The organism is Nitrosomonas sp. Nm33 (assembly GCF_900107265.1).
Classification (GTDB): Bacteria; Pseudomonadota; Gammaproteobacteria; order Burkholderiales; family Nitrosomonadaceae; genus Nitrosomonas.
On the sequence record NZ_FNPJ01000034.1, the window covers coordinates 22737 to 31077 of the forward strand.

The window sequence follows — 8341 nt, forward strand, 5'->3', positions numbered from 1 at the left end:
ATCTCGTGAAAAGGTCGTTTCACCAGAAATCGTAGTAACTTACTTATGATGAAGCGCTTTGCAATATACCTATTGTTTCGCTGATTCATAAGTGAATTAACGATAATGATAAGAGCTTACTTAAGAATTTCTTTATAATCTCCATAAAATCAAACTGGTTTTTGTTTCTTTATTTCTGATATTTGCATGACTGCTGTCAATAAACCAATGGCGAAGAAGACTAACAATAACCCTTTGTCACCAAGAATCGCCAAATTGTTTCGAGAGGCGGGTTGTCTGATACTGAGCGGTATCGCCTTGTATCTGATATTAATTTTTATTACTTTTAATCGTGCTGATCCCGGTTGGTCACATAGCGACCATATCGATCAGATCGGTAACGCAGGGGGCAGAGCTGGCGCCTGGCTGGCAGATTTGTTGCTTTACCTGTTTGGTGCTTCAGCGTGGTGGTGGGTAGTTTTTTTCCTTTTGGCAATCCTGTGGAGTTATCGCCGTATCGATATTACCAGCATCTTCGATCCGCGCGCGCTGCTCATTTCATTGACAGGATTTATGATTCTGCTAACGGCCAGTAGCGGTTTCGAATCGCTTCGTTTCAATACGATTAACATATCGCTTCCCTTGGTGCCAGGAGGTGTACTGGGTGAAATCCTGAGTAAAAATCTTTCCCTGATGCTCGGGTTTACTGGTACATCGCTTATTTTTATCATTCTAATGGCGATTGGATTCAGTTTGTTTTCAGGACTATCCTGGATACGCATTACTGAAAAAATAGGCGAGACCATTGAAGAATCATGCCTTTCCCTGTGGAATCGCTTATTAGCCCTGTGGAATCGCTTATTGGCCCTGCGAGATCGTCGTGACGAAGAGGCTTCCTCCTTGATGCACTTTAAGGAGGATAAAGAAGACAAGGAGCCGATCAGAGAGGTTCAGAAAAAGCCTGTCAGAGAAGATCAGAAAAGGCCTGTCAGAGAGGATCAGAAAAAGCTTGTCAGAGAGGATCAGAAAAAGCCTGTCGAGCCCTCCTCTCCACCCTTACGGATAGAGTTGCCTGAGCAGCTGCCTGAGCCGGCTGTTCAGAAACCTGCTCGTATCGTCAAAGAAAAAATAACCTCTTCTTTTACCGATTCTTTTACTGATTCATCTAATGCGCTGTTGCCACCACTTCATTTGCTGGATGAACCGCAAAAAGATGTTGAGTTGCTATCCAATGACACGCTGGAATTTACCTCCCGTCTGATTGAACGCCGGCTGCAGGAGTTTGGTGTTGAAGTTAAAGTCGTATCAGCCCATCCGGGGCCGGTCATTACTCGTTATGAAATCGAACCTGCTGTCGGTGTCAAAGGCAATCAAATCATCAATCTAGTCAAGGATCTGGCGCGTGCGCTTTCCGTGGCAAGTATTCGCGTGGTCGAAACTATTCCTGGTAAAACCACGATGGGTCTGGAGATTCCCAATCCTAAGCGACAAATGGTTCGGCTGCATGAAATCCTCAGTTCTCAGCCGTATGCAGATATGTCATCACCTTTGACCATCGCACTCGGTAAGGATATCAGTGGTCGACCTATTGTCTCTGATCTCGCGAAAATGCCTCATGCACTGGTGGCAGGAACGACCGGTTCTGGTAAGTCAGTTGCAATCAATGCAGTCATTTTAAGTCTGATTTACAAAGCAACGCCTGAACAAGTTCGGTTAATTCTGATTGATCCGAAAATGCTGGAGCTATCTGTTTATGAAGGAATCCCTCATTTATTGACCTCGGTTGTGACCGATATGCGCGATGCCGCCAGCGCACTCAATTGGTGCGTGGCTGAAATGGAGCGGCGTTATAAGCTGATGTCTTCCCTCGGAGTGCGTAATCTTGCTGGCTATAACCAAAAAGTCCGCGATGCTAAAGAGAATGAGGAAGTACTGACTAATCCTCTCGGTTTGACGTCGGATGGACCTGCTCAGTTGGAAGAAATGCCTTTGATTGTGGTGGTGATCGATGAGCTGGCTGATCTAATGATGATCATGGGGAAAAAGGTCGAGAAACTAATCGCACGGCTTGCGCAGAAAGCCCGCGCGGCTGGAATACATCTGTTGCTGGCAACGCAGCGACCTTCGGTCGATGTCATTACAGGTCTGATCAAGGCTAATATTCCGACACGAATAGCTTTCCAGGTTTCCAGTAAAATTGATTCACGCACCATTCTCGATCAAATGGGTGCAGAAGCCTTGCTCGGTCAAGGTGACATGCTCTATCTGCCACCAGGCAGCGGTTATCCGCAACGGGTTCATGGCGCATTCGTCGCGGACCATGAAGTGCACAAGGTAGTAGAATATCTCAAGGAACATGGCGAACCGTGCTATGTTGAAGAAGTGCTCAAGGCAAGCGATGAAGAAAATGAATTGAGTGGCGAGAATGGTGAAACGAGTAGACAGGCAGGAGGGGAAACTGATCCGCTGTATGATGAGGCGGTGGCCATTGTAGTCAAATCACGCCGTGCTTCGATCTCGTTAGTGCAGAGACAACTGCGTATTGGTTACAATCGCGCGGCGCGCCTGATCGAAGAAATGGAACGCGCTGGTCTTGTTTCCGCTATGCAGAGCAATGGTAACCGGGAAGTATTAGCACCTAACCGAGATGACTAAGAAAGCACTGATTAATTACTTGCACAAGCGAATTGCTGTGTTGGATAGTACTCAGAAACTCGCTTTGCTCGTTTTCTCGTTTCTTCCGTTCCATTCGCCTTGCACTTTTCTTGCTTGACTAATTAATTAGTGCTTCCCCATGTGAATAATGAACAAGATTTATAATAATAATTATCATTATTATTAGTTCTTTCCCAAATGAATAATAAACAAGTTGAATGGATAATGAAAACATGCTTAATGATACCGACTCCATTCAGATATTATTTTTAAGGAGCAGCATGATTCGATTTAGCTTATTTTTGTTACTTTGCTTACTTCCTCTTCTTGCTCAAGCCTCTGCTATCGATAGCCTTAGGGCATTCGTGCAAAAAGCTCAGACTTTCAAGGCGATGTTTTCACAAATTTTGCTTGATAAAAATCTTCAAGTGATGCAGGAAGCCACTGGCGTCATGATGTTCGAACGACCAGGCAAGTTTCGCTGGACGTATGAAAAACCCTACCAGCAATTGATAGTTGGCGACGGTAGTAGGGTATGGTTCTACGATCAAGATCTCAATCAAGTCACGGTACGTCAGCTGGATGTGGCGATCGGCAGCAGTCCAGCTGCTTTGCTGGCGGGCAGCAGTACGATCGAACGAGATTTTGATCTTACCGAAATCGAGGTGAATGATGAGATGGAATGGCTGGAAGCTACACCCAAGACTAAGGAAAGCACATTTGAGTTGATCCGCATGGGTTTTTCCCAGAAAGGTGAATTGCATGAAATGGTTTTACGCGATAATTTCGGGCAGTTTACCGTATTGGTATTTACTGATCTGAATGCTAATCCTGTTCTTGCTCCCGATTTATTTCAGTTTACCCCCCCCAAAGGGGCTGATGTGATCAGTGACTGATCTATTTACACAGCAAAAACCCTTTGCGCCACTAGCCGAGCGCTTACGTCCCCAATCCCTGAATGATGTCATTGGTCAAACGCATCTGTTAGGTGCTGGTAAACCCCTCCGTCTTGCCTTTGAATCTGGCAAACCGCACTCCATGATTTTGTGGGGGCCACCGGGTAGTGGAAAAACTACTTTGGCACGTCTGATGGCGCGCGTGTTTGATGCTGAATTTATTGCACTGTCGGCAGTACTGTCTGGTGTAAAAGATATCCGCGAAGCGATTGAACGAGCGCAGCAGGTATTGCAGCAATTGGAGCGCCATACTATATTGTTTGTCGATGAAGTACACCGCTTTAATAAGGCACAACAGGATGCTTTTCTGCCTTATGTCGAGCAGGGATTGATTACCTTTATCGGCGCCACTACCGAAAACCCCTCATTTGAAGTCAATCGCGCACTGCTTTCGCGTGCTCAAGTGTATACGCTGAACCCTTTATCCGAGCAGGAGCTTAAGCAATTGTTTGAACGCGCCTGTCAATCTGAACTGCAGAAACTGCATTTCTCAGATGAAGCAAAAAATCTCCTGATCACTTTTGCTGATGGCGATGCGCGGCGCTTGTTGAATCTGCTCGAGCAGGCGGATATTGCTGCCGAGACCGAAGGAGTATGTGAGATCAATGCAGATTTTGTGCGCAATGTGCTATCGCGCAGCATGCGTCTCTTTGATAAAGGTGGTGACGAATTTTACGATCAGATTTCAGCTCTACATAAATCGATTCGCGGCTCCTCCCCGGATGCTGCCCTTTACTGGATGTGCCGTATGCTCGATGGTGGTACCGATCCTCTCTATATCGGCCGACGTCTCATTCGTACTGCAACCGAGGATATTGGCCTTGCCGATCCGCGTGCACTGACTATTGCACTAGATGCCTGTAACGCATTTGAGCGCCTCGGCAGCCCAGAAGGTGAACTGGCGTTAGTGCAGGCAACGCTTTACCTGGCTTGTGCCCCAAAAAGCAACGCGACCTACCTTGCTTACAAAAAAACCCGCTCATTTGTCGAGCAAGATCAATCGCGCCGTGTACCGCTACGATTACGCAACGCGCCTACAAAGCTTATGAAAGATATGGGTTTCGGGCAAAATTACCGTTACGCACATGATGAGCCGGAAGCTTATGCTGCGGGTGAGAATTACTTTCCAGATGGTATGCAGCAAACAGAATTCTATCATCCCACTTCCTATGGGCTGGAAGCGAAAATTGCTGAGAAATTACAGTACTTAAAAAAGCTGGATGAACAGGCAAAAAAGCGTAATACAAAACTTTGAGTGAGCGATTAATAAAGGATCCATAAAAGCGGATAAGCTTGCGTCATTCCCTAGCGCACTAGTAAACAGCTTTTAGCTTCTGGTCTGATGTCAGTTCGACTCTGCAATTCAATCTGCGGCTGTGTTCATCCAAGGTACGCTGCAGCCAGTGTGCGTCATCTGCTGAGGCGCGGTTCAACCGAAAATGCTTGATTTGCATCGGCACCATTTCCAGCTCGACCAGTTTGCCGGTATTGGGTGCAATATTGACAAAATACATCAGGGATAGGTCGCCACGATAATGCTCGTAACCGCCTATCCCTTCATAATCATTCAGGAAATCACCGCATCCATACAAAATGAGTTTTTCCTTGTACACTTCCAGCCCGATAGGGTGATGGGAAGAATGACCATGCAGCAAATCTACCTCGGCAGAATCGATGAGCATGTGAGCAAAATCAATGTGCTCCTGGGGAATGTGATATCCCCAATTTCCACCCCAATGGATGGAAATGACCACAATATCGCCCGGTTGCTTGTTCTGATACACGATCGCCGCGATTTGATCAACCGTTCTGCTGGATAAATCGGTCAAAAAATAAATCCCCGCTTTCCTGGCCGAAGCAGCCCATTCATACGAAATACCGCTGGATTCCGTGCCGCAGGAAATAACAATGACTCTACCTTTAGAGGGTATATCCAAAATAGCCGGAGATTGTGCTTCCTGCAAGTTTGTGCCGGCACCCACGGTTTTGATCTCAGCATTTGCCAGTGTGCACAACGTTTCTGTCAAACCGGCGTATCCCCAATCCAGCACATGATTGTTTGCCAGCACACAGCAATTTATTTTTGCAATAGTGAGAGAGGTGACATTTTGGGGATGCATGCGGTAGTGAATGACTTTGTCCACCCAAAACTCGTCGTTTGAGGTAACGCTCGTTTCCAGATTAATAATGCGGGCATCCGGCGCTGCTTTTCCCAGTTCAACCAGTGCATCGCCCCAAATATAATCGAAGCTTACCGGTTTGGGAATCTTGCCATTGATTTCTTCAGCCAGCTTGACATAGTCTTTCGCATTTCGTACATAGGGCTCATACAATTGCGGTTTACTTGGGTGAGGTAATATTTGATCTATCCCTCTGCCAGTCATCGCATCGCCGCATAAAAACAGCGTGATGGGTGCTTTTCTTGTGGATTCTTCAGAGTCGGTTATTGACATTGCTTTCTCTATACCGGTGGTCAATGCCAGGAGAGTTGCTGATGATTGGATTAGAAAATCGCGTCGTTTCATTAGAACTCATCAGTCGCTGCTGAATTAGTTTAATTTCAAGAACGGATAACGCTTGCATTGATCGCGAGTCCATAACGAGAAGCCTGCCTGCTGCGCGACGATTTCCACATCCAGAATCACGTCAGGATCATTAAACGTCACTTTACCTTCAGCACCTTGTGATCGTAATTGCTTATCCAGATAGTTACCGAGTAAACTCGCTTCATCCTGGCTTTTTATCGTGCCATGGAAGCCACGCCGATGCATGCGCACATGAAAACTGCGATGTGCCAATTGAGGTAGAAATGAGTGGATGCACGGTTTGGCCTTTTCCTCAAACGCTTCGACCGTTTGAAAAAAGAAACAATGTGTACAAGGAATTACTCGACAGAATACTCGCACATAGGCTGGATCTTTTTGCATATCATGAAGGAAAGATTCGAGAAAAGCTTCGGTATTCTCAACCTTGAGGGTCAACACATTGCGAAAAGGTGTCTTTTCGACATGACCATAATTCGACAGGAAAGAAAAACCTTCCTTGAAACAATTTTCTGCGACAGTGACCACAACATTCCAATCTTTCATGATGATTCACCTTCGAATGATGAGTGGATGGATACATGCATGGTTTGGCTTTATGAAAACATGTCGTATCTCGACAACTTGATCATTGGAATATGCGTGCATGATGATGGTTCCTAAGTTTGTTGAGTTTGTGAGAACGAAGCTTCACTAAACAAATAGCAAATACCTAGCCTTCAAATATTATCGTTGCCGTTTACAGCGCAAATCACTCTGTCGCAAGAATCAACAGAAGCAGCGGTAAGCTAATTATTCCCATGAATTCTCGATGATTACGGAAACAGTAGGAATAGTATTTATCTAACTATCTAAATTATTTGTGAAATTCTGATTTCATATCAAGAACAATCTTTTTATAAAGGAGTGTGAGTGATGCAAATGATCAGATTGATAATTACATGCTTATCATTGAGTATTGCGCTATTCCTATTCGGTCATGCAAATGCGATCGATTTGGGTGACCTCCCAGGTGCTAGCAGCAAAATTTTAGAGAAAGGTACACAAGTTTTACCTGGCGGCGAGTCTGCAACAGGGGCCGTACCAGTTGCGACTTCCGCAACTGGACTGATCGGTCAGTTAATGCAGCAATTAGGCGTCAATCAGCGGCAAGCTGAAGTGGGGGCGGGCGCCCTGTTCCAGTTAGCCAAACCCAGAATGTCAGCGGAAAATTTTACCGCGCTGACTAATGTGGTTCCTGAAATGCCGGATTTATTGGCTGCTGCACCTCCACCAAGTCGACTCGGAGGAGGTGGTATGGCAGCTACTTTCCTGGAATCTGGCTTGAAACCTGAAATGGTCCAAAAATTTATACTTGTCATGGTGCAATATGTTGAAGGTGGTGGTGGCGGTTCTGTTGCGGCCGCACTTAAATCCGCATTGATGGGTGGCATGTAGTCTTCCTGGTAAAAGGAGGTCTGCCTGACTGGCGCTATTTTCTGCAGTAAGCGGGTAGAAAGCTGTGATAATGCTGTTCTTGCGTTATTCCATTTCCAAATCAAACCTGACTTTGGCGCCTTCGCCTTACCGTATTATTTATACTGCCTACGGCTCGGCTCACCTTCACGTCATGTTTGATTTGGAAATGGAATAAGGTGTAAGAATTTCTAGCGTTGTTTACAGTATTCTGGAGAATACTGTAAATGAACATGCACAAACATATAAGACTTACGCCACTTGACCGTCAGGAGCTGTGGCAGCTCTACCAAACTGGCTGCTGGAAAGTGTCCCAACTTGCCGAACGCTTTCGAGTCTCAAGGCCCACGATCTACACCGTTCTCAAACGGGCAAGGCTCAAGGAGTTTGTTCCCCGCGACAGTACCAATCAACGTTTTAAAACAATCCAATACGGTCTCAAACGCTTAGCCAAAGTCGAGCAGTCCATCCAGGAGCGCTTGAAACGCGAGGCAAAGCGTTATAACAAGTCTTATCCCGGCGAACTCGTGCATTTCGATACTAAACGCTTACCTTTGCTCAAAGGCCAATCACCTACCCAACCCAGGGAATACCTGTTTGTCGCAATTGACGACTTCTCTCGAGAACTCTATGCAGCCATCTTGCCCGATAAAACCCGGAATAGCGCCGCCTGGTTCCTCACCGAAACCGTCATCACCCACTGCCCTTACCAGATCGATTACGCTTATTCTGATAATGGCAAAGAATATAAAG

Annotated in this window: 6 protein-coding genes and 1 pseudogene; 5 read left to right on the forward strand and 2 right to left on the reverse strand. The window is 46.0% G+C overall.

Features of this window, described 5'->3' with window-relative positions:
- Window positions 1–186: 186 nt before the first annotated feature.
- The 3 genes from BLV54_RS08560 to BLV54_RS08570 all read left to right on the forward strand — a co-directional run bounded on the left by BLV54_RS08560 (window position 187) and on the right by BLV54_RS08570 (window position 4845).
- Window positions 187–2634 (forward strand): DNA translocase FtsK, encoded by a 2448-nt coding sequence (locus BLV54_RS08560; RefSeq protein WP_090570611.1) that lies wholly within the window; start codon window positions 187–189, stop codon window positions 2632–2634.
- A 281-nt stretch (window positions 2635–2915) separates the two neighbouring features.
- Entirely contained in the window at window positions 2916–3530 is a 615-nt protein-coding gene (lolA, locus tag BLV54_RS08565; protein WP_090570627.1) for an outer membrane lipoprotein periplasmic chaperone LolA, read from the forward strand.
- Window positions 3523–4845, forward strand: coding sequence for a replication-associated recombination protein A (locus BLV54_RS08570; RefSeq protein WP_090570614.1), 1323 nt, complete (start codon window positions 3523–3525; stop codon window positions 4843–4845). Before lolA ends, BLV54_RS08570 begins: the two co-directional genes overlap by 8 nt.
- Before the next feature lie 58 nt (window positions 4846–4903).
- Here the strand turns inward: BLV54_RS08570 and BLV54_RS08575 are convergent, their stop codons facing one another.
- Window positions 4904–6115, reverse strand: coding sequence for a CapA family protein (locus BLV54_RS08575; protein ID WP_256329297.1), 1212 nt, complete (start codon window positions 6113–6115; stop codon window positions 4904–4906).
- A gap of 24 nt (window positions 6116–6139) precedes the next feature.
- Window positions 6140–6679 (reverse strand): THUMP domain-containing protein, encoded by a 540-nt coding sequence (locus tag BLV54_RS08580; RefSeq protein WP_090570618.1) that lies wholly within the window; start codon window positions 6677–6679, stop codon window positions 6140–6142.
- 375 nt (window positions 6680–7054) lie between these two features.
- Between BLV54_RS08580 and BLV54_RS08585 the strand changes: the two genes are divergently transcribed.
- On the forward strand, window positions 7055–7570 hold the full coding sequence (locus BLV54_RS08585; RefSeq protein WP_176969719.1) for a DUF2780 domain-containing protein: 516 nt from the start codon (window positions 7055–7057) through the stop codon (window positions 7568–7570).
- Between the two features lie 245 nt (window positions 7571–7815).
- Window positions 7816–8341: pseudogene (locus BLV54_RS08590) on the forward strand (hypothetical protein); the annotation flags it as partial.